This window comes from Candidatus Obscuribacterales bacterium (assembly GCA_019744775.1).
GTDB lineage: Bacteria > Cyanobacteriota > Vampirovibrionia > Obscuribacterales > Obscuribacteraceae > SBAT01.
The window spans coordinates 45,523-68,092 of record JAIETZ010000013.1 but is presented as its reverse complement, the minus strand read 5'-3'; the positions used below and the strand labels follow the sequence as shown (position 1 = coordinate 68,092).

Genomic DNA, 22,570 nt, shown 5'->3' with positions numbered 1-22,570 from the left:
CTTTATCCTCCGTTGGCGAACACACGCTTGAGGCATGCGTTCCAGACGAGGTAAACAACAAGTGAAAAGACAGCGATGGACAGTCCCTGACGCACTATCAACTGAACGAATTCAGTGAAGTCCGGTCGGACAAACATGCGCGCCGGTCCGTAGACAATTGATGAAAACGGCAAGATACGCAATATAGGCTGCCAGGTTTCAGGAAACAACTCAATTGGAATGAGCATTCCGCCGAGTACCATGGTTATTCTCGAGTAGAGAAATACCAGTCCGGTTGTATCTTCCATCCAAAATGCGCACAGACCAACCAGGAAATAACCCATGAAGTCGAGCACAAACGCGAAGGGTATTGCTAATAAAAATAGCAATAGTCCCTGAGCATTAAGTGGAATCGGTCCGACACAAATTAGCGCAATGACCGATCCAACCGCCAGGTTGAGACCAAACCGGATGAATCTTTCACCCAAGCACGCAAACAATTCGTGCATCGGATATGACATCGGCCGCAGCAAATAAACTGCGATCGCACCTGTCCGTACCGCCTGGTCGACGTAATACGACACCCTTGGAGTCGACAACATGATGGATTCAGTTACCACCAGATACCACAGCATCTGAGCTATCGTGAAGCCACCAAGAATAGTCGCATTGGTCTGCGAATAGGTAACTTGCCATAAGCGAAGGAAGATAAACAGAATTATTCCGAGAAAGAATATTCTGCCGAGAGTTTCGCCAAAGTAAGCAAGATTGGATTTTCCTGAGATGAGTCCAACCCAGAAGTACTTTTTAAAACTATTCACTTATGGTCACCTCCTTTTCGTCAACTGCAGCTTCAGGACCTTGGCTGTATATGTGAGCGATGATCTCTTCCAATGGCGGATCTTCAATTGTGATGTCCGCAACAGAGCCAGTTTGCATAACCTCATGCAGTGCCTTTTCAATTGGCATTACACGAGTATCCACTTCTAGCTTCAGCGCATGACTGTTGGACTTGAGTATCTTTATGCCAGGCACATCGAGACTCTTGTGCGCATCGTGGAATTTAACGCCGATTACCTTTTCACAAAGATATTGACGTTTCATTGCGTTGACGGAATCATCAAGCACAACTCTCCCGTGATTGATAACAATCACACGCTTAGCGACACTTTCGATGTCTCCGGCATCGTGACTGGTTAGGAAGATGGTCAAACCCTCTTCACGATTCCATTCACTTATAAGATCGCGAAGCTCTTGTCTGGCTATTACATCCAAACCGATGGTTGGTTCATCAAGAAACAACACTTGTGGTTTGTGTAACAAGCTGGCAGCGATTTCGCACCGCATTCTTTGCCCGAGCGAAAGTTTACGCACTGGGGTGTCCAAAAAGGATTCCAATGCAAAACGATCAATAAGAACACTTACGCGCTTTTTGTACTCGGCCGTATCTAGGCTATAGATTTTTGCCAGCAGTTCAAAAGTATCCCTGGCTGGCAGGTGATACCAGAGCTGCGAACGCTGACCAAATACAGCACCTATATTGTAGGTGAGTTTATTTCTCTCCTTCCAAGGCACAGCACCCAAAACGTGAGCACTGCCTGATGTCGGATTCAAAATACCGGTGAGCATCTTAATGGTTGTCGATTTACCGGCGCCGTTAGGACCAATAAACGCAACAGATTGTCCAACGGGCACTTCGAAACTTACCGAATCAACGGCGACAATTTCTTTTGTTACCCGCGAGAATCCGCGTCCAAGTTTTTGGACGAAGGTTTTGCGTAAATTTTCCAACTCAACGGCGTTCATGTTTGTGTCCTCTGTTCTCCCAATGTAGATATTGAGTCAACAACTGCTGTCATCCTGAGGAGCATCTGCGACGAAGGATCTCACTACTTAAGCTATGAGATTCTTCGCTACCGCTCAGAATGACATGTACTTGGTGCTCACTTGAAGTTAGTCTCCTAATTAAAATGCCCCCCTTCTTGGTATGGGAGGCAGCTTTCTATCTACTAGTTGTTAACTAAATCACTTACGTGAAGATAGATGCACGACTGCCTCTGACCAAGCAACCTTGAGGTGCTGGGTAAATGACGGCGAGTACTGTGATCATTTTCAACATAGCCTCTTCATTATTCCTGAAACTTTGCCATTGTCAACCCAAATGTCACATTTTGCAAAGCTAGGCTCCAGTAGGTTTCCATTAGATTAGATTGGTTGAAGGATATTCATGCATGCAAGGAGTTTTCCATGGCCGTATACAAGATGACTGAAATCGTCGGCACTTCAACAAAGAGCTACGCTGACGCCACCCAAGAAGCCGTTAAACGCGCTGCCAAAACACTACGTAACTGCAGCTGGTTCGAAGTAGTCGAACAACGCGGCACAATCAAAGACGGACAAGTTGGCGAATACCAAGTAAAGGTACGCATCGGCTTTAAGTTGGAAGACTAGATTCCAAAAGGGCGCATGCAATGCGCCCCTACGCAGACTAGTGCCCCAGTGCGCCCGGAAACAAGCGTCGCACACAGATACGCAAACTATTGCGCCCCTCGAATTCAAGACCATGTGTCATCGTGTTTGTAGGGGCGCATTGCATGCGCCCGTTGCGACGAATGGGTTTACGTCCCGAAAATACGATCGCCGGCGTCGCCCAAGCCTGGCACGATGTAGCCGTGGTCGTTCAGCTTGTCATCGATGGCCGCTGTTGTAATCTTGACGTGCGGATATTTCTGTTGCACTTTCTTGATGCCTTCCGGAGCGGCAACGAAAGATACAAGGTGAATGTTCTTCACGTTCATCTTATCGAATACAGAAATCGCAGCAACTGCCGAGCCACCGGTAGCGAGCATTGGATCCAACACATACACGCGAGCCTCCGATGGAAGTGCATCGGGAAGTTTGGCGTAATAAGAAATTGCTTGCAGAGTTTCTTCATCGCGCTTCAAACCAATGTGATAAATTCGCGCATTAGGCAAGATATCTTGCGCTGATTCAGCCAAGATAAGCCCTGCGCGCAAAACCGGTGCCAGAATCACGTAATCACTGATGACAGTCCCCTTAGCTGGTCCAAGTGGAGTCTCGACTCCAACTGGTCTTACCGCCAAATCACGAATCGCTTCGTAAACAAGGAAACGACTCAACTCAGCCGCGCGACGTCTAAATTCGCTAGTTGGCGTTTGAAAGTCACGCAGTCTAGTTAGATGCTGTTGCAAAAGTGGATGGTTGCAAACTTGAACTTCCGTAGCAGTCACTGTCATGATTCCCCCTGGTTATTTTGTGGCCAATGCCATCATCAATTCACTAGTTGTTTTGCGGCTTTGTTCGTCCGCTTCAATGATTTGTTCCAAGTTTGGCTTGGAGACGAAATTCGTTTTGTTCAAAACTCTCTCGATAAGTTCTGGAATTTCCATGAACTTGATGCGTCCCTTCAAAAATGCATCAACGGCAATTTCGTTGGCAGCATTCAAGACACAGGCTGAAGTATCTTCTTTCGATGCAACTTCTTTAGCCAATCGCAAACACGGGAAGCGATCGTAATCCGGCTCCTCGAAAGTAAGACTACCCAACTTAATCAAATCCAGCGGCGGCACTTCAGTAGATGACACACGCTCCGGATAGAAAAGCGCGAAGTGAATCGGCAAACGCATGTCAGGCAATCCCATTTGTCCAACGACTGAATTATCAACAAATTCCACTGCCGAATGCAAAATTGATTGTGGATGAATAATTATTTTGATGCGCTCCGGCTCGATATCAAACAACCAACGCGCTTCAATTACTTCCAAGCCCTTATTCATCAAAGTCGACGAATCAATCGTTATTTTGGCGCCCATCGCCCAATTCGGATGACGCAGCGCATCTTCAACACGAGCCGCTGCAATCTTTGCTTTGTCCCATGTTCTAAATGGACCACCAGAACCAGTGAGCCAAATCTTTTTGATGTCTTTGGACTTATAGCCTGACAAAGATTGGAAAATAGCCGAATGTTCGCTATCGACAGGAACAATGTTGGCACCATATTGTTTGGCCATCGGCATGATGACACTGCCTGCTGCCACCAAAGTCTCTTTGTTAGCCAAAGCAATTGTTTTACCGGCACGCACTGCGGCTGCTGTCGGTTTCAATCCTAAAAATCCTACAACTGCCGTCACCAATGTCTCGACGCTTGGATGGGTAGCAACAGCTATTAGCCCCTCGTCTCCGTAGACAATTTCGGGAAGCTCCTTCATGCAAGTGAGCTTTCCGGCGACTTCCTTGGCTGCCTCAGCCGTCGGAACACAAATGAGTTCGGGCTTAAATTCGATGACCTGCTGGCAGAGCTCCGGCAAATTTTTTGAGCCGGCAGCCAAAGCAACGACCTTCAATTCGGCAGCCTGAGCCCGCGCAATGTCGAGCGTCTGGCGTCCGATAGAGCCTGTAGAGCCTAGGATGGCAATGCGCTTCACGGAGAGACCTTATAGACAGTTACAAAGGAGCATTTTAGCTCGAAAACAGGGGTGTCTAGATGAGTCAAAGCTAAGGCAGAAGCTCAGGAAGCGGGCGTCCGTTCAGGACCTTCAAGTCCCCGGTGTCGAGTGATGTTTTCACAAAGTTTATAGCTGCCCTGAGGTTGCGAGCCTTGTTATTAGTCCGCCTGTAATCTGCATATGCCTTTAGGCTGTCGGATGATTGGATGGCTTTATCCAATTCCGCTACTGCTGCGTTTATGTAGGCGCCAGCCGGACTGTCGTCCTTAACGCTGAATACCAATTCGCCGTTTTCGTTCTTTGACAGAATCATTTGCGAAGCTCTAGCCAACTCTGCAACTGCCATTTGCAGTCTCAATTTCGGATCTCGATTGCGCGTCCCTTCAATATAATCGTGCATCGCACCAAGTTGATCATCAGTCATATTTCCAACTTTGTCAGCTATGTCGGAAATCATTCGAAGAACACCCAACGGGTTTTTTCCTATTTTAAAATTCATGGAATCAGTGATATTGGACAAGTAATGATATTGATCCGGAAGTATCGGTCTACCGACAGATTTTTGTTGTTCAACATTGGTGAATGCCGGAGTCACTTCCAAATGACTCGGCTGAGTCTTCACCGGAGTTTCGACTGGCTTTTTCGTTGCCAACCATTCGTCAACTTTGTTTCGTTGTGTGGCCAACTCATAGGAAATAACTACGCGGTGACCATTTTTGTCTAAAGTTTCCAACCGAGCCCACTGCTGAGCTTTGTTGAAATAGTGGCGAGCATAATTGTCGTCGCCTTTTACTTTGAAGAAGAAGTAGCCATTCTCGTCTTTGCTGAAGTTCAGCGTGTCGCCTGCGCGGCCACTGGCCACATCTATATCAGGCTGCAATAGAGCCTGCTCCGGCTTCTGAGCAGCCGTAGAAAGCTTGCGTTGTGTGTCTTGAGATTCATAAGCCAACCATGAGCCGGATACTTCCGACTTCCAGGCTAAAGCGCTCGGCTGGCTAAACTCGTTGAACTCACTCATACGGTAGGCACACTAGTCCAATATTGATTTATTAAATGGTCTACATTTTGGGCGTTTCCGTCAATGCGGCAAATACGTAGTAGGCGCCGACTGTTGCTCAGAAGTTACAAGCGCCAGGTCGGCATTTTCCCTTGACCTCATCCTAAAGTATGATCCAGCCGACCCCGTTTATGCTATTATGGATATAGAGATGCATAAATCCATAAAGCGGAGGTAGCTATCATGACAAACGGTAAAACAATCTGTACAGTGTGCAACTATATATTTGATGAGAAACTGGGAGAACCTCGCCAGGCTATTTCCCCGGCTGTTAAATTCGAGGATCTGCCTGATAACTGGCAGTGCCCTGAGTGCAATTCTTCTAAGGATATGTTCCAACCCTGCTCATGCGTGAGTTTTCATATCTACGAGCAGACTTGCGTCCGCCCGGCGGAAAATGCATCCCAGAGGGAAAGCGCACAAATGTCCGCGCTTCCTGTTGGTCTTTTAGTCAGTCAAGATCCCAAGCGCGCTTGTGTATTAGAACAATACGGCATCGACTATTGCTGCGGCGGCAAAGTGACGCTTGCTGAAGCTTGCAGGCAAAGAAATCTCAGCCTTCAAGAAGTGCTTACAAAACTTGTTGCCGCCGGACAAAAAGACCCAGCTGGCGCTGAACCCGACTGGACACAATCCAGCCTCAAGGAACTTGTCCATCATATAGTCTCTTCATATCATCAACCATTGCGGCAGGAACTGCCCCGACTAAAGGCGCTCGCCGAAAAGGTCGCCAAAGTCCATGGTGACAATCATCCTAAAATGCTGAAGGTACTGGATGTGCTTAAGACATTCAAAGACAAGCTTGAGTTGCATATGCAAAAAGAGGAGTTGATTCTCTTCCCAGGCATTTCCGCTCTGGAGGATGGAGGCAACCCAACATCATTTGGCTGTGGTGGCGGCATCGAACATCCCATAGAAGTGATGATACAGGAGCACGATGATGCCGGCGAAGCCATGTTCGCCATGCGGACGCTCACGAATAACTACACGCCGCCGGAGGATGCATGTGATACTTTCAAGGTTCTGTTGCATTCACTAGCCAAGCTTGAACTGGACATGCATCAGCATGTTCATAAGGAGAACAACATATTGTTCCCCCGGGCAATAGATTATCTCAAGTCAGCTGCAGCGACCAAATAATTGCTGCATTCAAAGCGCTTCAAAGCCTAAGGAGCAAGACAATGATTTCTCAAACAGCAGAGTATGCTTTGCGCGCAATCGTATTCCTGTCAATGAACGGCGATGCCGCTTATACCACACAACAAATATCGGCTGCCACGAAAGTACCTGCTGCTTATTTGTCTAAGGTGTTGAAATCGCTGGTCAGGGCAGACCTAATACAATCTCAAAGGGGCATTGGTGGGGGCTTCGTGTTATCAAAGCCACCGGAAGCGGTAACAATCTTGCAAGTAGTAAGCGCCGTCGATCCAATCCAGCGCATCAACACCTGCCCCTTGGGACTCAAAGCACATGGCACCAATCTTTGTGCTTTGCACAAGCAACTCGACGATGCAACAGCGGTCATCGAAAAGGCGTTCCGTGATACCACAATTGCCGACGTGCTGGCGCGTCCGACAAAATCTATTCCGCTGTGCGACTCTACATGCAAGCCTTCCAAGGCTCCTGCCGTCCGCAAGTAACATCCCAGTTATAGTATTTAAGAAAGTAGAGGTGAGCCATTATGATTATCACAAGAGAGACAACAGTAAAAGAAATTATGGACGCTTGTCCCGATGCCGCCCAAGTGTTCCTACAGCACGGGGTCGATGTGCCCTTGTCGTGCGACGAAAGCATTCTGGATTGTAATTTGGAGTTGTGTGACAGCATGTGCCACATCGACGATGTAGATGCTTTAATTCTCGACCTCCAAAAGTTTTTTGATGCTGCCGGCACAGCAGGGGTATCATAAAATGATCCGAACAAAGAGAGTTTATGATGAGCCGGAGCCGACCGATGGACTGCGCATTCTAGTTGATCGGCTCTGGCCTCGCGGAATCAGCAAGGAGAAACTTGTCGTCGATGACTGGATTAAAGAAGTTAGTCCAAGTACAGAACTTCGGCAGTGGTTTGCACATAAGCCCGAAAGATGGCGCCAGTTTCTCATTAAATACTTTCAGGAGCTGGACCATAACCAGGTATACTGGCAGCCGCTTCTGAAGAAGGCACAGCGTCACCACATGACTCTTATCTACGCAGCCAAAGATGTCAGACACAACAATGCCGAAGCTCTAAAGCAATATTTAGAAGCCAAACTGCCTGGAAGGGCATCTAATGCATAAACTGCTGCTGTCGCTAACTCTATTTCTCTGCTTGTGCTTTTTGCAGCCCGCTCAAGCCAAGCAGGCTCAAAAACCGCTGACCGCTCAGGAATATGCAAGCGAGCTCAAGCAATTCTGGGATAAAGCCTATAGCAAGAAAGGATATTTCATCGGCACAGAACCAGACGATTTCTTCGTCGACGAATTGAGCAAGTTAAGACGAGGCAAGTTACTTCTGCCCGGAGAAGGTGAAGGACGCAATGCGGTGTACGCTGCAAGCCACGGCTGGTATGTAGATGCATTTGATTTCAGTGTCAAGGGTAGAGAAAAAGCAATAGCCCTAGCAAAATCCAATGGAGTCACTTTCAATTACTGGATAGCGGATTTTGCAGAACCACGTACACCGAAAAACTTTTACGACGTAATTGCCATCATTGACTTGCCGACGCTGCCGAGTATCCGCCATAAAGGATTTGCGGTTGTTCGTGAAAGTCTTAAGCCGGGCGGGCTAATAATTTACGAGGGTTATGTTCCAAGGCCAGGCGAAATATTTTGGGCATCGCGTGATGAACTAAAAAATGAATTTGCCGGATACAAATTCACAACACTATCAACACACAATGCCATCCGCTTCCACGAAGGTAAAAATCATATTGATCTCGTAGTGCAGATGGTAGCGCAGAAATAGCAGGCTCACGTCTTTAACTCGCGAGATTCTTCGCGTTGCTCAGAATGACGTGCAAAAGGGCGCATGCAAAGCGCCTCTACATTGCACGGGCACTTTGGCAAAAGCTATCTGGTGAAATACTCTGGAAATCTCCATGTTTACAATAGAAATAGAGGCGTACAACGCCAGAATTCAACGCACGACTTACAAGCATGTATCCATCTTTAATCAACTACAACTGCCCGGATTTTTCTGTCACCTTACAAAAGACGGACTGTCCAAGACCATTTACCGTCTATCAACGTGGTAATCTTGATTCATTGCCGCAGCTAAAGGCACTTGGCCGTCTAGCGCTTCTTAAAATGAAGGCTGTATCGGCAGTATTACCGTTCCGCGTAAACAACTACCTTGTTGAAGATCTTATAGACTGGGAAAAAGTACCTGACGATCCCATATTTCAGCTCACTTTTCCACAACCAGGCATGCTGCGTCCTGATGAGCTAAAAAGCATGATGCGATTAATCAAAGCAGAAGCTTCCGAAGCGGAAATACAAGCCCAAGCCAATGAAATTCGCTCACGTTTAAATCCGCATCCGGCCGGACAAATGAATCTAAACGTGCCCAGGTTAGCCGGCACACCCGTTGCGGGAATTCAACATAAGTATCGGGAAACTGTACTGTTTTTTCCTACCGCCGGCCAAACGTGTTTTGCGTACTGTACATATTGCTTCCGCTGGCCGCAATTTACAGGCATGGAAGGACTAAAGTTTGCTTCCACTGAAGTCACTCCTTTGCTTGATTACTTGAGAAATCACAAGGGAGTTACGAGCGTGCTTTTCACCGGCGGTGATCCGATGGTGATGCGTAGCGATTTACTCAGGCGTTATATCGAGCCGCTGCTGACCCCGGAATTCGAACAAATAACGAGCATTCGCATTGGCACCTATGCCCTGGGCTACTGGCCATATCGATTTGTTTCCGATACAGACTCAGATGATCTGCTTCGGTTATTTTCACAGGTTGTAGAATCAAAACGTTCGATGTCTATAATGGCTCATTACAGTCATCCTAATCTGCTTAAGACCGATATCGCAGAAGCAGCTATAAGACGAGTTACAAGCACTGGAGCGGTCATCCGCTGTCAAGCACCTCTAATGAAACACATAAATGATGATCCAAAAATTTGGTCGGAGATGTGGCGATTACAAGTCAAATTAGGCACTATTCCGTACTACATGTTTGTAGCTCGCGATACAGGAGCTCGGGAATACTTTGAGCTACCTCTTTACCGCTGCTTAGACATTTTCCAAAACGCTTACCAAAAAGTTTCCGGACTGGCACGGACCGTTCGCGGCCCATCTATGTCCTGCACTCCTGGAAAGGTTTTAGTTGACGGCGTCACAGAACTGTCAGGCGAAAAAGTATTCGTTCTCAAATTCATACAGGCTCGAAATCCCCGCTGGTGCAACAAGATTTTCTTTGCCAAATATGATGAAGAAGCAAGGTGGCTGGACGAGCTACGTCCCGCCTTTGGTGCGGAAAGTTTTTTCTTTGAAGAGGACATGCGCACAATGTCCGAAACAGGCTTTGCACAAGTGTGGAACCGATGAGGGAGGTTAGTTGAAGCATTTAGTGCAATACTAGAAGTAACGCCAATTGATTGAGGTAATAGTCGTGAAGGCAAAAATGCCCAGAAAAGCTCCGGAAAAAGCCACTTACCTTTGTATCTGGTGTGACTGTGAGTTCAAATACACAAACGGACCACTCACCTGTCCAATTTGTGGCAATGCGCGCCACGATGACCTAATCCCTATATACGTGGAAAACAATCCTGGCGACGATTTGTTGACGGGCAAAGATGAATGGCACGGCGGCTGATTGCCCAGATATCAAACAAATGCTTCGCCACTAACCACCGATTTCGATCATTGTTCGGTTGGCAGTGTTTGCTAATTCTTCCATCGGGGGATGCGCCTCTGGTTTCATCAAGACTGCGGACTGAATCAGAAGAGCCAACTCTGAATCTGAAATCCCCTTGCGCAATACATCTTTCAAATTGACTTCAGGCAAATAGAAAAGACAAGATTTGACGGAGCCGTCTGCAGTCAATCGCAACCTGTTGCATGAGCTACAAAAGCTTTCCGTCATTGACGTAATAAAACTAACTTTGCCAATATGTCCTTCAATAGCAAAGTCTTTGGCAACGGCGCCCGGCGTCAGTTCAAGCGGTATGAGCTTAAACTGTTTTTCAATTGCATCGCGCATTTCGCAATACGAGAAAACACCTTGTGGTCGCCAGTGATTGTCCTTAAACGGCATATATTCGATGAAGCGCACATTGATTGGTTTATCTTTTGCCCAATTGACCATGTCGACTACTTCATCGTCATTGACTCCCTTGATCACTACCATGTTCATTTTCAAGGAAGAGAATCCAATTTCTAGAGCAGCGTTAATTCCCTTCATCACAGCTTCATAATCGTCTCGCTTAGTTAATTCCGCAAAACGGATTCTGTCCAGTGTGTCGAGGCTAATATTTAAAGAGGTCAAGCCGGCGTCTTTCAGTACTTGAGCTTGCCCAGATAACAAAACCCCATTTGTTGTCATGGCAATTGTCGAAAGACCTTCAAGCCTGGACAGTTGATGCACAAGAAAAGGCAAGTCTTTACGAACGAGCGGTTCGCCACCGGTTAAACGAATTTTCGATATTCCCAGATCTACAAAGACTCTTGCGATGCGAATAATTTCTTCGAAAGTCAGAATATTATCTTTGGTTTTCCACTTAAGACCTTCCGGTGGCATGCAATAAGAACAGCGCAAATTGCATCTATCCGTAACCGATATTCGCAAATAAGTATGCTCTCTACCATAATTATCAATCAGTTGATTCATTAGCCTTGGCTTGTCCTCACCTTCGATTTTCATGCCGCTGATTCACTAACACGAACTTATTGTCGCATAGACCGAACCTCATATGGTCTTTGCGCCCGATGCCAAGCACACAGTGCCGGCAGGCTAGAGCCTTTATCCTCCGAAAGGATGATTTGGTTATTCGTAATGCTTCTTGGGAATGATGTGCAACTTTACGATTCAGTTAAGAATAGAATCGTGTGTTTTTTTTGCTATTAGCAACGGAATGTCCAAGTGAATTTAAGGTACCCAAACGGCAGACTGCTTATTTTAGACCTATTGCACAAAGAAGGAATTAGTTGTGCGGAGGCTCTTATTAGAGGCGCGTATGCAGTTGGTTTGATTACTGAAGGATCACTGTCGCACAATGGCAATTGCCAAAAATGCGGTTCGTTGTCCGCATCTAGACAAATAGTTGAGGCATATTTCAAACAACACTGCAGTCAGTTGTCTAAAGGCGGATGCGCGGAGATGATAAAGCAAGTTACATCTGGAATTGAAACGGACGTAGAAGCCTATAAGGCTAAGACCGGACTGGTGCATCCCCGGACAGAGATTCCCGATCCCCTTGACTGCAGTAACATGGCGCCCTATGTTTTTGACTTCATGCTTCAGCACTTACATCGATATCAGTGAGCTTTGTTTCTGTTAGTTGCAGCCGGTTGTTCCTTGAGTTTCCGTAGACTGAATTCAGCCGGCCACAACAAGATGGACGGTACACTTAAATAACGGATAGTTTGATCTACAAGCAATCCGACAGGATCGTGCCTGCCTTTAGGTCCTGCAAACGATGAAATTACAGGTAAGCTCGTGATATCAGTGCGGGAAGCAATACTGGCTATGACAGACATTGTATCGGCGCTAATAAGCTCAACCGTTACCTGTGGAAAGTTCTCACGTTGAAGTTGCAGATAGTTGAGCAATCCAGCCTGTCCAGTCTGATTATGTGGCTGATCTATGCAGGGCACAACACGTATTTGTGCATTCAAGAACGAGGCAACAAAAAACGCGCCGTCCAGTGTATTTTGAAAATCATCAGCCGGATCAATGTATACATCAAGGCTCTGCCAGGGCGTACAGGCATTTTGGATAATTAGAAGAGGGCTTTCGATATAATGAGCAAGTTTCTCCGCCAAAGAACGACGCGGCACCGCTCGCCTGTCTTGAGCAGGAGAGGTTATACCGCTGGACTTATTTCCTATGGCAGTTAATGAATAGGACCTAGCACGGCTACATATTTCTCTAACCGGATTGCCTTCATCAATAAACACATCACCCTTGATTGCCAGTGAGCCTGAATGTACCGAGTACATCTCCGCAAGAGTATCACCAAGGGAAAGCAATTCCTGTCTGACAGCTTCGTGAACTTTCAAGTATGGGCCGCTGCCAATCAACCCAGGCACATCAAAGCTGAGAAATTCCCATATTCCGGGAGAGTCTACGACAAATTGCGCATCTACTCCTATGTCTTGACTAACTCCCACTTTCCACAATAACTCAGCGGCCTGCAAACATTCAGCAGAACCATCAAGGATAAGTAGCGTTGAAAAAGCCGACATTGAAACTTCCACTAAAGTAGATCCTAATTTCATTCTTAGCCGAAAGTTGCGCCAGACGTATCCATCGAAATGATGATCTATAGGAAAATTGGTCGGCAATTGCTAAACTTCGAGGATAATGGCCATAGTCTCTGTATTTAAGTCTTGTGATCTATCAATATTGTCCGTGTTTTTGACATCGGGACTTTATTCATCCGTCGGACACGGTGGCGCCTCAGCATATCTAGCTGTTTTATCAATTCTAGGCGCCAATCCAGTAGAAGCAGTCAGCACGGCTCTTATCCTAAATGTGCTTGTGGCTGGTCTTGCTTGCATTTCTTATGCTCGCGCTGGTTATTTAGATATTGGCTTCACATCAGCATTTATTGTTACTTCCGTGCCGGCGGCCTTCATTGCCGGTTTGCTAAAAGTAGATACCGGCATTTATGAGTTCGTGCTTGGGGTGGTTCTAATAATTGCTGCAGTCCGTCTATTCATGCCGACATCTATAAATTCGCCGGTCCAGTCTCGCCCTTTAATTGCCATGTTGGTAGCAGGCGCAGTAATCGGCTTTTTATCAGGCTTGGTGGGAATTGGCGGGGGAGTCCTTTTAAGTCCTCTAATTCTTCTGAGACGGTGGGCAGATACAAAGACTGCCTCGGCTACTGCAGCTCTATTTATTGTCGCCAATTCAATAGCGGCCCTTGCCGGTCGAGCCCTTCATAATGGTGTCGTTCTGACTCAATTTGGGCCCCTGCTTTTTGCCGCCTTATTTGGCGGCTTTGCCGGCTCGCAATTAGGAGCAAGGTTTATTCCCACAAGACAGCTGCAGGTGCTTTTGGCTTTTGTGCTACTTATTGCTGCCGTCAAAGAACTACTTTAGCTGTCCGATAGACCGGTTACCTTCCTGTGCTCAGCCTGACGAATGATGTAACTATCGTTTCCCTTGACTAAACTCAAAAATATTCAACTTCTGGGAATACATAGTGAACGGCAAGAACTGGTGGCAGCCGCTATTTGTGGTAATGATTGTGGGATTGGCCACAGTTATGTACATGGGCATTTGCACTTATCAGGATGCTCCACCAATACCGGATTTTGTCGATTCCGAAAGTAAAACGGCAATTAGTCGCGAAGATATTCTAGCCGGACAAGTTGTTTTTCAAAAATACGCTCTCATGGACTATGGCAGTATGTTCGGCGACGGCGGTTCGCGCGGACCAGATTTCACGGCAGAAGCGCTGCATAACATTGCTGCCTCCATGAACAAATACTACAAAGAAGGAAGTGCCGCTGACGGGACCATAGATGAGGATGTGGCCCAAGCCAAAACAATATCCGATCTCAAAACTAATAATTACACCAACGGCGAAGTTTTGATGTCGGCAGCCGAGATATATGCATTTGAGAATTTAGTTGACTATTACCAGAAAATGTTTACCGGCGGGGGACAACGATCGTTTAGTTCAGATCATTATATAAACAACCAAACTGAACTCAGACAATTAAGCAGTTTCTTCTTTTGGGGAGCTTGGGTTTGTGCAGCAGAACGTCCTTCCAAGTCTTACAGTTACACACACAATTGGCCCTATGATCCTGCTGCCGGCAATCTGCCCAGTGCTCCTGTTCTTCTGTGGAGCGTGCTTGGCTCGCTTGGACTAATGGTAGGCATTGGTTTTGTCCTTTATTTACGGGGACGCCTTGATACTGCCTTAACTCCCGGCTCAGGCAATGAGAAGTTGACTGCCTTACACAGTGAAGCCATTCGTGAGTTCGTCCCTTCACCAACTCAACTTGCCAGCTACAAATTCTTTGCTGCTGCAGCTATTTTGTTCCTGCTGCAAGTTTTAGCAGGAGCGCTCACAATTCACGACTTCATCAAGCTTACGCATATTTTCGGCGTGAACATGGCAGATATATTGCCGGTTACAATTACTCGCTCCTGGCATATTCAGCTGTCCTTGTTTTGGATTTCAGCTTGCTGGATAGGCGCCTCTATTTTCGTATTGCCGATGGCCGGCAGCGAAGAACCAAAGGGTCAGCTCCAGCTCATGAATTTATTGTTTGGTTTATTCGTGCTTTTGGTGTTAGGCAGCTCGGCAGGGATTTTCCTTGGTCCTATGGGCTATCTAAATCAATGGTGGCATTTGCTGGGACATCAGGGGTGGGAATTTGTCGAGCTGGGAAAGCTCTGGCAAGTCTTGTTATTTGTCATATTTTTGTTGTGGGCTGTAATTCTTTACAGAGGCGTCAAACCCATTTTCGAACGCAAGCAATTCTTAGCATTACCTAGCTGGATCTTTTATTCGGTTTTGTCCGTGCTTATTCTTTTCTGTTCAGGATTTGTTGCTACTCCGCGCACGAATTTTGTTATCGCCGACTTTTGGCGGTGGTGTGTCATTCATATGTGGGTGGAGGCATTTTTCGAAGTGTTCACCACATCAATAGTTGCCTATTTTATGTACTTTATGGGGCTAGTCAGTCGTAAATCAGCATCTCGAGTTGTCTATCTCGCTACCCTATTATTTCTCGGCTCGGGCATAATTGGTATCTCGCATAATTTTTACTGGAATGCCAAACCGATCATAACACTGGCCTTGGGCAGCGTATTTTCCACTCTGCAAGTAATACCTTTGCTAATGCTTACTCTGGATGCGTGGCGTTTTCGCAAATTGCCGGCAGAGGCGCTAAAGGAAAGCAAAGTTACTTATCCATTTGGACAAGCCGATGCGTTCTTATTTCTGTTGGCTGTAAATTTCTGGAATTTCTTGGGGGCAGGCGTCTTTGGCTTTATCATCAACCTGCCCATTGTTAATTACTATGAGCATGGTACATATTTGACGGTCAATCACGGTCATGCGGCCTTGATGGGTGTTTACGGCAACTTAGCTCTAGCATCACTGTTTTTCTGCTGTCGATACCTGGTTAAGGTGGAATTTTGGAATTCCACGCTTATCAGCTGCGCCTTTTGGTCACTAAATATTGGACTTTTACTTATGGTCGTCATGGATCTTTTCCCTGTTGGCATCTTACAGCTTTCAGCCGTTCTTGACCATGGGCTTTGGTATGGACGATCTCAAATATTTATAGATGGTACCGGCTTCCAGACATTCACCTGGCTGAGAGCCGTTGGCGGCTATTTGTTCTTGCTAGGAGGAGTCATTCCCATTTGTTGGTTCATGATGACACGATTCTCGGCTTTGAAAGTAAAGGCAAGGGGAAATTCAAAATCTCAATCATTCTTTGGGATGACCGGAGATCTCCGGGACTTGAGTAAATAGCCAAATAGACTGATGTGCCGAATTCTTTGCGAATTTAGACTTAAGTTGTGTGCAGAAAAACAATGAGGGACGAACATGATTGAATCTAGGGAATCCAAATTGTGCGAACTTTACATGAGGACAGCCGATAAAGCGCTTCAGGAAGGTGACGTTAAACGTGCCGAAACTATCCTGTCTGATGCAGTGGATGAGATGGAGTCCTTCTTGAGCGAACCGGCGATTTTAATTGCCGGACTAAAGCAACGTCTTGCCGACGTATATAGAGAACAGGGTCGCTACGTGGAATCTAATAATTCATATAATGAAGCCCTCTCTATAGTCGAACTAGAAAGAGACAAACTGGAAAGCAATCCTGCGGCGCAAACGGCAAAATACGATTATTTTTCAGCAGGCATTTTGGAAGGCCATGCTACTTGTCTGTGTGAAGAGGGACGTTTCGAGGAATCGACGCGATTAAGAGAAAGAGCAATCGAACTTTTAGAAAAACATGGTAGCTTTCCCTCCGTGCAGGTAACAAGACGCAAGTTGGCAGCAACATATCTTGTTTGCCAGGAATATGAAAATGCAAAACGCAATTATGGACAATTGCTCAGGATAGCGGAAGAAAAATATGGATGTAATCATCCAGACGTGGCCGAGTTGCTAACATTCTTGGCACTTACTAATTATTTTCAAGGAAATTATAACGAGGCGGAGGAGCTCTATTTAAAGGCGTTCAAGAGTCAGCAATCTGAAGGAAATCCACAAGCCGTCTGGACCGCCAATGAGCTTGGGCTTTCATTATGCGCACAGGGAAAACACAGTCTAGCGAAGTCCTATTGCCATCAGGCTCTGGAAACCAGAGAGCAGTTTACCAATAAAGTCTCGATGACGGAAAGAGAAAAGCTCGCCAACGAGTTGTCCGAACTCGCGGATGTCTATTGCGCCAAAGACGGCTTTGAAGAGGCAACGCCGCTTTGCAGACAGGCGCTTGCGTGCAGACTGCAAATTGCCGGGCTTGGCTCCTTGGAGCTGAATGACAAATTGCAGTTGTATGCATATTTGCTTAGAAAATCAGGCAGGGATTCTGAAGCAATACGGATAGAAACACTTGCTGAAAAACAATCAGGAGGACTAAATGCACAGTAAATTAGAACCTAGTACAACTGTCGGGCAGCTAGTTGCGGAGAAGCCGAGTCGTTCAAAAATCTTTGAGAAGATTGGTATCGACTATTGCTGCGGCGGTAAAAAATCTCTATCAGAGGCATGTCTAGAAAAGGGCATGGACGTCAATGTTGTAATAACTGAATTGACTGCCAATGATAATGTGGCTCACGACGAAACCAATTGGTCTGATGCCAGCCTGGCGGACTTAATAGATCACATTGTCTCTGCTTATCACAATACATTGCGAGAGGAGCTTAAACGGCTGGAATCTTTGCTGAAAAAAGTGGCAGGCGTGCACGGCGAGGCGCACCCGGAACTCAAGGATTTATCCACCTGTTTCTTACGCTTTAAAAACGACTTGGAAATGCACATGCAAAAAGAAGAGATGATTTTGTTTCCATTGTGCAAAAAAATAGAGTCATCGAAAACAATTCATGCTTTTCACTGCGGCGGCATCGCCAACCCAATACAGGTAATGCGCTTTGAGCATGACACAGCCGGCGCCGATCTTGAGCTAATGTCCAAGCTAACCAATAGTTTCACCCCACCTGCTGATGCGTGCAACAGTTTCAGGGCGTTATTGGACGGTTTGGCGGAAATCACCTCTGAAATGCATGAGCATGTTCACCTGGAGAATAATATTTTGTTTCCTCGAGCAATCGCCCTAGAAACCAGCTGCTCGACAAGCGACGATACATAACACTTATCGAAAACATTTCACTTTGCCCACGCATAAGCAAGTGCATACGTTATGGAAAATATTGTGGAAAGTATTATGCTACCTGCGTAACGTAAGTGGAGCGGCAGTTTGTCCTGTATGATAAAGTTGCCCATAACGGCAATGGGAAGATTTAGGATAAACATTTTGGTCGCTAAAATAATAGCCCAGAATAAAACCATGGTTGGCATTAGTTCCGACCAAGAAGTTGTAGCAAGTTTGATAAATAGCATGTGTCTGGCAATCCAAAATGGATTGAAGTAAAAGACTGCACCTATTGTTCTGGCTAGGCCGTTAAGCCCTAGTTGCTCGTCACGGTTTTCAGTTAAATGCCGAAGCACGGGAAGCCCAGCGACTTTTTTTGGCAAACAGACTTCACTTAGCCTGTTAAACCAAGTGGGTATTTCATATTGATAAACCAACCCGCCTGCCAACAGCAGCGCCACTAGACGATATGGGTTGAAGTTAGAAGTGATGAGCTGACCGATCAGGTCTGTTGCCGGATACAAAAGCCATGAAACTAGAAATTGGCAATTCCTTTTCATATGACTAATTTTGCATACAGAGGCTGGCTGTTCTTTTTAGCGGCACAAAGCCTACCGATTCAACCTGCCTTAAAAGTTGTCTGTAGTCACATTCAATTTTTACTCCTGCCTTTTCCGTGACCTCGTCTTCCAGAGGCAGGTCAAAGTCATCTGCTCCAAAACTTAGACCTCTGACAGCTTCCGTTGACTGCGTAAGAACAGAGGCGCGAATATGGGGTATGTTGTCCAGGTAAATTCGTGAAATCGCCAAGTGGCGCAAGTACTCACTGCTCTCAATTTCAGTGCCGCCAAGAGAAGTATTCTGCGGTTTATATGTCCAACATAAAAAACTGGAAAGCCCTCTTTGAAGGTCTTTTTTTACGTCGTCTTGAAATCTGCGTAAGGATTCAAGGTGTTCGAGCCGTTCCGTCAATGTTTCATCAAAACCAATAACCATAGTCGCCGTCGAATTTAGACCGGCTTCAAGAATTTGTCTTTGTGCACGAAAATACTCGGGCACAGTGTATTTAAATGGGCTATGCCTTTGCCGAAAATTGTCATTTAAAATTTCTGCTCCGCCACCTGTGATCCATTTGACTCCGGACTTCTTCAACAAATCAAGGGACTCTTCGATACTTTTATTTGAAGTACGCGCTATGTAAATGAGCTCGGCAACAGTAAGGGCGTAGAACTCGATATTGCCACCAAAACGGCTGCGAATTGAAGCAAACAGATCGCAATAAAAATCGATCTTCAGGCGGGGGTTAAAACCGCCGTTAAAGCAGACGAGTTCAGCGCCTCGTCTAATGAGGTGTTCGATCCTATCAAAGATCTGCTCCTTAGAAAGCACGTAAGAATCACTGGCATTAGGCGCTCGAGCAAAGGCACAATAGTCGCACTTCGCGACGCAGATATTGGTGTAATTAACTATGCCCATAACTATGTATGTGGCTTCATGCGTTTTGTGAAACCGATTACGTACGCTCGTTGCCAATCGGCAAAGGTTTTTCTCGGATGACTTGTGCCAAAGAAGTCTTGCATCGTCTTTGGTTATGCGCTCGCCTGTTTGTATCTTATGCTCAATGGCAGCAAGAGAATCGATCATTGCTTTCCGTTCCGCTAAATTGACACATAGCGTATTTATCTACAACAGACTCACACAATTCCGCTGTGACTCTTTCAACCAGAGCAACATGATTTTCACCTGCCCCTGAAGAAGCTATAAGGACGCGATCTCCTTTTCTTATGAATCCTTGTTCCAGCGCCTCCAACAAATTTACCGCTGCGCTGCAGTTGGCAATATTGCCGTATTTCTCAAACGACTGGTAAGCTTTATCTTCCGGAAAGCCAAGGGATTGACGCCAAGCATCGGCGGCCCAGTGAACAGGCTGGTGAGTAACTAAAAAATCCAGTTCAGCCATCAAAAGCGTTCCTTTGGCAAGGGCACGAGCTACTGCGTCTTTCATATCCGCTTTGGTATGCGCGGCTATTTCCTTGGTGGCTTGTGGGTTGTAAAAAGTGACGAATTCCTGTTCGTAGCGAGAACCTACACCATTTCTTTTGGCAAGTTGTGGGGATCTCCTTTGCAAGATGATGGCATTGTGACGACTGCCATGACTGGTTGAATGTGAAGTTACATAGCCATAGTCATCGTCTACGGCTGCAACAATACCGGCTACAGCCGCGTCTCCTGTATTGACGGAAAAATAGTCCGATTTATCGGTAACCATCGAGTCAATATAACTTGCGACAATCAAGACCTTTTCTTTAATACCGGCGCGTACCAGACCCTCAGCTACCTCCAATGCCGTGACAAACGAAGAGCAACACGAATCAACTTCGAAGGCTCCAGCATTTTTCAATTGCAATTTATGTTGAACCAATGAGGCATTCGGCGGTAAAGGTAAATCAGGTACTTGCGATGCGGTAATGACAAGATCAATTTCATCCTTGTCAATGTTGCTGTTAGCCAGAGCTATGGCGCAAGCAAGAGTTTCTGCATCCGAAGGCAACATGGGATGCGGACTAACCGATTCTCGTAAAGAATCAGGATCTACAGGTACGCGACGTCTCTCTTTGGTGCCTTGAAAGGGGTTATCCTGCTTGCTTGCCGGCAAATTATTTAGCCATGTTTGATACCATGATTGCTTCATCCAGCCGTCATAGTTAGATTCAATTGAGCCCGGCAATTTGCTATTTTTGCTAATCTCTTCAATGTAGGATTGAGGCAATAGAGTGCCTGCTAAAAATTCGAGAAGCAAGTCTTTTCTTTTGCCGCTTATTTCTTTTGCCGGCAAATAAGCCCCTAAACTAATTAAGCCTGCTGATCTGCACATAAATAACTCAAGCGCTAAACAAACCAATTTTGTCATGCAGAGAAGGTGCCACATATCATCCTTACGGATGATATTGATAATCGCCAGGATGAGCTTATGGCCACTATTTAGTGCCTAGTTGCCAGCCTGAGCAAGAGTGCTAGAGTTGTCTGTTCTTAATTTGTGTGCAGGGTAGAAATAGAGATAGTAGTAATGAATAATCCAATGGTGATTCAAGGTGGTATGGGTGTGGCGGTGTCCAACTATCGCCTGGCGCGTTCAGTATCACAGCAAGGACAATTAGGAGTTGTCTCCGGAACATTTCTAGACGGCATCTTGACGCGTCGCTTGCAGGATGGTGATCTAACAGGCGACACAAGACAAGCTCTTACGCATTTTCCTTTACCTGACATGGCGCAAAGAATAATTGACTCTTATTACATTCCGGGTGGAAGACTAGCCAACCAGCCGTACAAAGCTGTAGCAATGCATACCTTAAACAGTCCACGCAGTCTTATTGAACTGACAGTAGTAGCTAATTTCGTGGAGGTATTCTTGGCTAAGTATGGGCACAAAGGTGTTGTGGGAATCAATTACCTGACTAAAATTGAATTACCAATACTTCCATCCTTGTATGGTGCAATGCTCGCCGGTGTCGATTATGTGCTCATGGGAGCAGGAATTCCCAAAGCAATTCCCGGCATTCTCGACAAATGTAGCCGAAACGAGAGAGCAACAATGAGTATCAACGTGGAAGGTGCCCAAAGTGATGAAGTGTTTGAGACAGTTTTTGATCCTAAAGAATTTGGCTTTCATAATATAAGGTCTATGAAAAGACCTTTCTTCATTGCTATTGTCTCTTCATCAACACTTGCCTGGGCTTTGTCCAAGCGGTCGCACGTGAATGGTTTTGTCGTCGAGCACCATACGGCAGGAGGACATAATGCGCCGCCGCGTGGAGAATTGAAAGTGGATTTAACAGGTGAACCGCTCTATGGAGCAAAAGATGAATGCAACCTTGCCGAGATGAGAAAAATAGGACTGCCTTTCTGGTTGGCCGGTTCATATGGTTCACCTGAACAACTAAAGTCAGCACAAAAGCAAGGAGCGCAAGGCATCCAGGTGGGCACCGCGTTTGCTTTTTGCAATGAATCCGGAATAAGCACGGACATCAAACAAGCAGTGATTAATAAGGTCATAAGTGATGACACCAGTTCCTATACGGACATTCTTGCCTCAGCATCAGGCTATCCTTTCAAAGTAGTTAAATTAGAGGGATCACTTTCAGAAAGAAAACTCTACGAGGCAAGACCCCGTCTATGCGATCTAGGATATTTGCGGACGCCCTTTAAGAAGTCAGATGGTGTCGTTGGTTTTCGTTGCCCAGCTGAGCCAATTGACGATTATTTGCATAAAGGCGGCAACTTGATTGATACCATCGGCAAAAAATGTTTGTGTAATGGACTGACATCTACTGTGGGATATGCGCAAATACAGAAATGCGGTTATCGAGAATTACCATTAGTAACCGCCGGCAAGGATCTGATGTCTATAAAACGCTGTCTTTCAGGTAAAAACTCATATTCAGCGGCAGACGTTTTAAATTATCTCTTAGGACCAGTATCGACCGGTAGCAATCAATTGAATTTAGCTACGGGTTAGCTTTGTAGTTACCTAAAGGTAATCCACCGTTTGGACGATTATAAGCCGC

24 protein-coding genes are annotated in these 22,570 nt (G+C 46.0%); 14 read left to right on the top strand and 10 right to left on the bottom strand.

The genetic code is table 11. The features are described from left to right. Positions 1 to 2 precede the first annotated feature (2 nt). Together K2Y22_17220 and K2Y22_17215 are read right to left on the bottom strand one after the other, a co-directional pair. The gene (locus tag K2Y22_17220) at positions 3 to 800 is read right to left on the bottom strand and encodes an ABC-2 family transporter protein (GenBank protein MBX9880203.1); all 798 of its coding nucleotides are present in this window, start codon (positions 798 to 800) and stop codon (positions 3 to 5) included. Then, a complete protein-coding gene (locus K2Y22_17215) occupies positions 793 to 1,785 on the bottom strand; it encodes an ATP-binding cassette domain-containing protein (protein ID MBX9880202.1) in 993 nt (330 codons plus the stop codon). Before K2Y22_17215 ends, K2Y22_17220 begins: the two co-directional genes overlap by 8 nt. A gap of 441 nt (positions 1,786 to 2,226) precedes the next feature. On the opposite strand from K2Y22_17215, the gene K2Y22_17210 reads away from it, so the two are divergent. Further along, positions 2,227 to 2,430 (top strand): dodecin family protein, encoded by a 204-nt coding sequence (locus tag K2Y22_17210; protein ID MBX9880201.1) that lies wholly within the window; start codon positions 2,227 to 2,229, stop codon positions 2,428 to 2,430. Between the two features lie 167 nt (positions 2,431 to 2,597). Here the strand turns inward: K2Y22_17210 and upp are convergent, their stop codons facing one another. The 3 genes from upp to K2Y22_17195 all read right to left on the bottom strand — a co-directional run bounded on the left by upp (position 2,598) and on the right by K2Y22_17195 (position 5,463). After that, positions 2,598 to 3,236: a uracil phosphoribosyltransferase gene (gene upp / locus K2Y22_17205; protein MBX9880200.1), complete on the bottom strand. Its 639-nt coding sequence runs from the start codon at positions 3,234 to 3,236 to the stop codon at positions 2,598 to 2,600. 12 nt (positions 3,237 to 3,248) lie between these two features. Continuing rightward, a complete protein-coding gene (locus K2Y22_17200) occupies positions 3,249 to 4,424 on the bottom strand; it encodes a 1-deoxy-D-xylulose-5-phosphate reductoisomerase (protein ID MBX9880199.1) in 1,176 nt (391 codons plus the stop codon). A 70-nt stretch (positions 4,425 to 4,494) separates the two neighbouring features. Further along, positions 4,495 to 5,463 carry a hypothetical protein gene (locus K2Y22_17195; protein MBX9880198.1) on the bottom strand — a complete coding sequence of 323 codons (969 nt, stop codon included), beginning with the start codon at positions 5,461 to 5,463 and terminating at the stop codon, positions 4,495 to 4,497. 222 nt (positions 5,464 to 5,685) lie between these two features. Here K2Y22_17195 and ric (K2Y22_17190) point away from each other — a divergent pair, with 222 nt between their 5' ends. From ric (K2Y22_17190) to K2Y22_17160, 7 genes are all read left to right on the top strand, one after another. After that, on the top strand, positions 5,686 to 6,642 hold the full coding sequence (gene ric, locus K2Y22_17190) for an iron-sulfur cluster repair di-iron protein (GenBank protein ID MBX9880197.1): 957 nt from the start codon (positions 5,686 to 5,688) through the stop codon (positions 6,640 to 6,642). 41 nt (positions 6,643 to 6,683) lie between these two features. Next, on the top strand, positions 6,684 to 7,142 hold the full coding sequence (locus K2Y22_17185; GenBank protein ID MBX9880196.1) for an Rrf2 family transcriptional regulator: 459 nt from the start codon (positions 6,684 to 6,686) through the stop codon (positions 7,140 to 7,142). A 41-nt stretch (positions 7,143 to 7,183) separates the two neighbouring features. Next, positions 7,184 to 7,411, top strand: coding sequence for a hypothetical protein (locus K2Y22_17180; protein ID MBX9880195.1), 228 nt, complete (start codon positions 7,184 to 7,186; stop codon positions 7,409 to 7,411). A gap of 1 nt (position 7,412) precedes the next feature. Further along, positions 7,413 to 7,781, top strand: coding sequence for a DUF488 domain-containing protein (locus K2Y22_17175; protein ID MBX9880194.1), 369 nt, complete (start codon positions 7,413 to 7,415; stop codon positions 7,779 to 7,781). Continuing rightward, the gene (locus K2Y22_17170) at positions 7,774 to 8,448 is read left to right on the top strand and encodes a class I SAM-dependent methyltransferase (GenBank protein MBX9880193.1); all 675 of its coding nucleotides are present in this window, start codon (positions 7,774 to 7,776) and stop codon (positions 8,446 to 8,448) included. Before K2Y22_17175 ends, K2Y22_17170 begins: the two co-directional genes overlap by 8 nt. A gap of 191 nt (positions 8,449 to 8,639) precedes the next feature. Next, positions 8,640 to 10,037: a hypothetical protein gene (locus K2Y22_17165; GenBank protein MBX9880192.1), complete on the top strand. Its 1,398-nt coding sequence runs from the start codon at positions 8,640 to 8,642 to the stop codon at positions 10,035 to 10,037. A gap of 64 nt (positions 10,038 to 10,101) precedes the next feature. Further along, positions 10,102 to 10,305, top strand: a complete 204-nt coding sequence (locus K2Y22_17160; GenBank protein ID MBX9880191.1) for a hypothetical protein — start codon at positions 10,102 to 10,104, stop codon at positions 10,303 to 10,305. 30 nt (positions 10,306 to 10,335) lie between these two features. Here the strand turns inward: K2Y22_17160 and moaA are convergent, their stop codons facing one another. Next, complete coding sequence (gene moaA / locus K2Y22_17155; protein MBX9880190.1) at positions 10,336 to 11,319, bottom strand: GTP 3',8-cyclase MoaA; 984 nt, start codon at positions 11,317 to 11,319, stop codon at positions 10,336 to 10,338. A gap of 252 nt (positions 11,320 to 11,571) precedes the next feature. Between moaA and K2Y22_17150 the strand changes: the two genes are divergently transcribed. Beyond that, positions 11,572 to 11,973, top strand: a complete 402-nt coding sequence (locus tag K2Y22_17150) for a hypothetical protein (GenBank protein ID MBX9880189.1) — start codon at positions 11,572 to 11,574, stop codon at positions 11,971 to 11,973. Here the strand turns inward: K2Y22_17150 and K2Y22_17145 are convergent. Then, a complete protein-coding gene (locus K2Y22_17145; protein ID MBX9880188.1) occupies positions 11,967 to 12,896 on the bottom strand; it encodes a hypothetical protein in 930 nt (309 codons plus the stop codon). The genes K2Y22_17150 and K2Y22_17145 overlap by 7 nt on opposite strands. 118 nt (positions 12,897 to 13,014) lie before the next feature. Here K2Y22_17145 and K2Y22_17140 point away from each other — a divergent pair, with 118 nt between their 5' ends. The 4 genes from K2Y22_17140 to ric (K2Y22_17125) all read left to right on the top strand — a co-directional run bounded on the left by K2Y22_17140 (position 13,015) and on the right by ric (K2Y22_17125) (position 18,002). Further along, positions 13,015 to 13,758, top strand: a complete 744-nt coding sequence (locus K2Y22_17140) for a sulfite exporter TauE/SafE family protein (protein ID MBX9880187.1) — start codon at positions 13,015 to 13,017, stop codon at positions 13,756 to 13,758. Positions 13,759 to 13,861: 103 nt separating this feature from the next. Continuing rightward, complete coding sequence (locus tag K2Y22_17135) at positions 13,862 to 16,156, top strand: cbb3-type cytochrome c oxidase subunit I (protein ID MBX9880186.1); 2,295 nt, start codon at positions 13,862 to 13,864, stop codon at positions 16,154 to 16,156. 75 nt (positions 16,157 to 16,231) lie between these two features. Continuing rightward, positions 16,232 to 17,284 (top strand): tetratricopeptide repeat protein, encoded by a 1,053-nt coding sequence (locus K2Y22_17130; protein ID MBX9880185.1) that lies wholly within the window; start codon positions 16,232 to 16,234, stop codon positions 17,282 to 17,284. Beyond that, positions 17,274 to 18,002: an iron-sulfur cluster repair di-iron protein gene (gene ric / locus K2Y22_17125; protein ID MBX9880184.1), complete on the top strand. Its 729-nt coding sequence runs from the start codon at positions 17,274 to 17,276 to the stop codon at positions 18,000 to 18,002. The genes K2Y22_17130 and ric (K2Y22_17125) overlap by 11 nt, the downstream gene beginning before the upstream one ends. Positions 18,003 to 18,019: 17 nt before the next feature. On the opposite strand, the gene K2Y22_17120 is transcribed toward ric (K2Y22_17125), so the two are convergent. The 3 genes from K2Y22_17120 to K2Y22_17110 are packed head-to-tail and all read right to left on the bottom strand — an operon-like array spanning position 18,020 to position 20,916. Then, positions 18,020 to 18,529, bottom strand: a complete 510-nt coding sequence (locus tag K2Y22_17120; protein ID MBX9880183.1) for a hypothetical protein — start codon at positions 18,527 to 18,529, stop codon at positions 18,020 to 18,022. 40 nt (positions 18,530 to 18,569) lie between these two features. After that, a complete protein-coding gene (locus K2Y22_17115) occupies positions 18,570 to 19,649 on the bottom strand; it encodes a radical SAM protein (protein MBX9880182.1) in 1,080 nt (359 codons plus the stop codon). Then, entirely contained in the window at positions 19,624 to 20,916 is a 1,293-nt protein-coding gene (locus K2Y22_17110) for a 3-oxoacyl-ACP synthase III family protein (GenBank protein ID MBX9880181.1), read from the bottom strand. Before K2Y22_17110 ends, K2Y22_17115 begins: the two co-directional genes overlap by 26 nt. A 156-nt stretch (positions 20,917 to 21,072) precedes the next feature. Here K2Y22_17110 and K2Y22_17105 point away from each other — a divergent pair, with 156 nt between their 5' ends. Beyond that, positions 21,073 to 22,521 carry a nitronate monooxygenase gene (locus K2Y22_17105; GenBank protein ID MBX9880180.1) on the top strand — a complete coding sequence of 483 codons (1,449 nt, stop codon included), beginning with the start codon at positions 21,073 to 21,075 and terminating at the stop codon, positions 22,519 to 22,521. Positions 22,522 to 22,570 lie beyond the last annotated feature (49 nt).

Coding starts and splice junctions, on each gene's coding strand:
- K2Y22_17170 (MBX9880193.1), top strand. CDS start 7,774: ATGCATAAACTGCTGCTGTCGCTAACTCTATTTCTCTGCTTGTGCTTT.
- ric (MBX9880197.1), top strand. CDS start 5,686: ATGACAAACGGTAAAACAATCTGTACAGTGTGCAACTATATATTTGAT.
- K2Y22_17130 (MBX9880185.1), top strand. CDS start 16,232: ATGATTGAATCTAGGGAATCCAAATTGTGCGAACTTTACATGAGGACA.
- K2Y22_17165 (MBX9880192.1), top strand. CDS start 8,640: ATGTATCCATCTTTAATCAACTACAACTGCCCGGATTTTTCTGTCACC.
- K2Y22_17195 (MBX9880198.1), bottom strand. CDS start 5,463: ATGAGTGAGTTCAACGAGTTTAGCCAGCCGAGCGCTTTAGCCTGGAAG.
- K2Y22_17175 (MBX9880194.1), top strand. CDS start 7,413: ATGATCCGAACAAAGAGAGTTTATGATGAGCCGGAGCCGACCGATGGA.
- K2Y22_17185 (MBX9880196.1), top strand. CDS start 6,684: ATGATTTCTCAAACAGCAGAGTATGCTTTGCGCGCAATCGTATTCCTG.
- K2Y22_17105 (MBX9880180.1), top strand. CDS start 21,073: ATGAATAATCCAATGGTGATTCAAGGTGGTATGGGTGTGGCGGTGTCC.
- K2Y22_17110 (MBX9880181.1), bottom strand. CDS start 20,916: ATGACAAAATTGGTTTGTTTAGCGCTTGAGTTATTTATGTGCAGATCA.
- ric (MBX9880184.1), top strand. CDS start 17,274: ATGCACAGTAAATTAGAACCTAGTACAACTGTCGGGCAGCTAGTTGCG.
- K2Y22_17145 (MBX9880188.1), bottom strand. CDS start 12,896: ATGTCGGCTTTTTCAACGCTACTTATCCTTGATGGTTCTGCTGAATGT.
- moaA (MBX9880190.1), bottom strand. CDS start 11,319: ATGAATCAACTGATTGATAATTATGGTAGAGAGCATACTTATTTGCGA.
- upp (MBX9880200.1), bottom strand. CDS start 3,236: ATGACAGTGACTGCTACGGAAGTTCAAGTTTGCAACCATCCACTTTTG.
- K2Y22_17215 (MBX9880202.1), bottom strand. CDS start 1,785: ATGAACGCCGTTGAGTTGGAAAATTTACGCAAAACCTTCGTCCAAAAA.
- K2Y22_17210 (MBX9880201.1), top strand. CDS start 2,227: ATGGCCGTATACAAGATGACTGAAATCGTCGGCACTTCAACAAAGAGC.
- K2Y22_17115 (MBX9880182.1), bottom strand. CDS start 19,649: ATGATCGATTCTCTTGCTGCCATTGAGCATAAGATACAAACAGGCGAG.
- K2Y22_17180 (MBX9880195.1), top strand. CDS start 7,184: ATGATTATCACAAGAGAGACAACAGTAAAAGAAATTATGGACGCTTGT.
- K2Y22_17140 (MBX9880187.1), top strand. CDS start 13,015: ATGGCCATAGTCTCTGTATTTAAGTCTTGTGATCTATCAATATTGTCC.